We start from the raw sequence: 2,809 nt of genomic DNA on the forward strand, positions 1-2,809 counted from the left end.
ATATCAGTGCAACATCAACTTACAGTGTAGGTTGTAAAAACACAGGCAGTGGTTGTGAGACCCCAGCAAATGGAAGAATCAATGTAATTGGAACGGTAAATCCAAACTTACCAGCTCCAATTGATGCAAAATCTGATAAAGTAGCCATTTGTTTAAATGAAAGTTATGTATTAAGTGCAAGTTGTGGAATTGGTCAAACCGTTAAATGGTATGACGCAGCAGGTACAGCACTTACCACATTGAGTTACACAGGAACAGTAGCAGGAACATACGATTATTATGTAGGATGTACGAATCCAACAGGTTGTGAAACTCCTTCGGCAAGTCGTGCAAAAGTAACCGTAGTTGTGAATCCAATTCCAACTGCACCAACTGATGCTAAGTCAAGTAAAGGAGCAATTTGTTTAGGAGAGACAATTGTATTGAGTGCAACTTGTGGAGCAAATCAAACGGCAAAATGGTATGACCAAAATGGCGTAGCAATGACAAGTTTAAGTTTTGCTCCAAGTCCAATAGGTACATACACCTATTCAGTAGGATGTCAAGACAATAGCAATTCAACGAAATGTGAGACATTACCAGCGAATCGTGCAAAAGTAACCGTAGTAGTGAATCCAATTCCAGTAGCTCCAACATCAGGAAATGTTTCTGGTGGTGCTGTTTGTGGTAGTGGTTCAGTTGATATGAAAGCTACTTGTTTGGCAGGTTCAACGCCAGTTTGGTACGATACTCAAAGCTCGACAACAGCCTTGAAAATCGGTAGTCCGTACACAGTAGCAGTAACGGCAAACAAAACATATTATGTTGCTTGTAGAAGTTTAACAACACCAACAGAATGTGAGTCGCCAGTAGGTAGCCGTACGCCAGTTGATGTTATTTACAACATTACGCCAGTACCAGTAGCAACGGCTACACCAAACGCAATTTGTGTAGGTGGTAAAACGACATTGGCAGTAACTTCTACTTTCACAACTTATGCTTGGGAAGGACCAAACGGATTTACAAACTCAAATCAAAGTGTTGATATTAACAATATCGTTACTGCCAATGCAGGAGTTTATACCGTAACAGTTTCGGCAGCAGGCGGTTGTACAGGCGTTGCAACAGTGAAAGTAACTGTTAATACAAACCCAACAATTACGGCATCGGTACTTGATAATACAGTTTGTGAAAAATCAACTATCGAATTACGTAGTTTGGCAACAGTAGCATCAGGTGCGACGGTTTCAACATATAGTTGGACGGGACCAAATACTTATACATCAGGTATTCAGAATCCAGATATTGCATCGGCAACTGCTGCAATGGCAGGAAACTATGTGGTAAAAGTTACTGACAACAACGGTTGTACAGCAACATCACAAGTAAATGTTGTTATTAATCCATTGCCAACTGCAACGGCATCGGTAGAAGGTGGTAATGTAATTTGTTTAGGAGCTCCAATTAGTTTCACGGCAAGTGGAGCAGGTATTGGTGGTCAATATCAGTGGACTGGGCCAGCAGGTTCTAATTTCTCTGAAACAACTCAGAATCCAACTATTCTTACCTCAAATGCTACTAATGCAGGTGTTTACACAGTAAGTATTACGAATTCAAATGGTTGTACGGCAACAACCACTATCAATGTAGTCATTGATAAGTGTTTGAAATTAGGAAACTTAGTTTGGGAAGATAAAAATAATAACGGTGTGGTAGATAGCGGTGAAACTGGAATCGACGGTGTAAATGTACGTTTATTCGTTGATGCAAATAACGACGGAACACCAGACGGAGCAGCTATCGCAACGCAAGTAACATCAAATGGTGGTAAATATTTATTCCAAGCATTAGAACCAAATTATTATATCGTAGAAATTGATGCTCCAACAGGATACAAATCATCTACGGGTACAAATGGTTCTGCAACGGGAGCTTATGAAGTAGCACCAGACCCAGATAACGATAAAGATAACGACGATAATGGTTCAACATTCTCTGGTCAAATAGTTAGAAGTAAAACAATTCAATTGCAAAACTTCAACGAACCAACCAACGATGGCGATACTGATAACAATACAAACTTGACGCTTGATTTCGGTTTATTCAAACCAGGTAAATTAGGTGATTATGTTTGGAATGATGATAACAGAAACGGACAGCAAGATTCAGGTGAAACTGGACAAGCAGGAATTACGGTAAATCTTTATGATGCTTCAAGTTCAACAACGCCAATTGCCACAGCAGTAACTGACGCAAACGGTAAGTATTTATTTGATAACTTAAATCCAAATACTTACGTAGTAGAATTTGTAAAATCAACTTTACCAAATGACAAGCAATTCACAGTTCAGAATTCAGGAGCAGACGCAACGGATAGTGATGCAAGTACAACAGATGGAAAAACTGCTCCAATTGTATTAGGAATTGGAGAAAGTAACTTGACAATTGATGCAGGTATTCAATGTCCATTACCAACACCAACTGCAACAACTACTACAACGCAAGTTTGTGTAGGCGGAACAATTATCTTGAAAGCAACAGGTGGAAAAGCTTATGCTTGGAAAGGACCAAATGCTTTTGTTGGAACAACGGCTGACATTAACATTAGTAATGCAGTTCTTGCATACTCTGGAACTTATACGGTAACTGTAACCGCAGATAATATTTGTGCAGCAACAGCGACAGCAACAGTAGCAGTAACAGTAAATGCAAATCCAACAGTAAGTGCAACAGGAGCAGTAGTTTGTGAAACAGAAACAATCAACTTGAAGGCTGAAGGTTCAGGAACATTTACTTGGTCTGGTCCAAGTTTCAGTTCAACACAACAGAA

The 2,809-nt window shown here is 39.6% G+C and carries 1 protein-coding gene; it reads left to right on the forward strand.

Annotated elements, in window-relative coordinates:
* Positions 1 to 2,809 (forward strand): SdrD B-like domain-containing protein (locus LV89_RS24760; protein WP_310588797.1); only part of this gene is annotated, 2,809 nt, incomplete at both ends.

This window comes from Arcicella aurantiaca (assembly GCF_003148625.1).
GTDB lineage: Bacteria > Bacteroidota > Bacteroidia > Cytophagales > Spirosomataceae > Arcicella > Arcicella aurantiaca.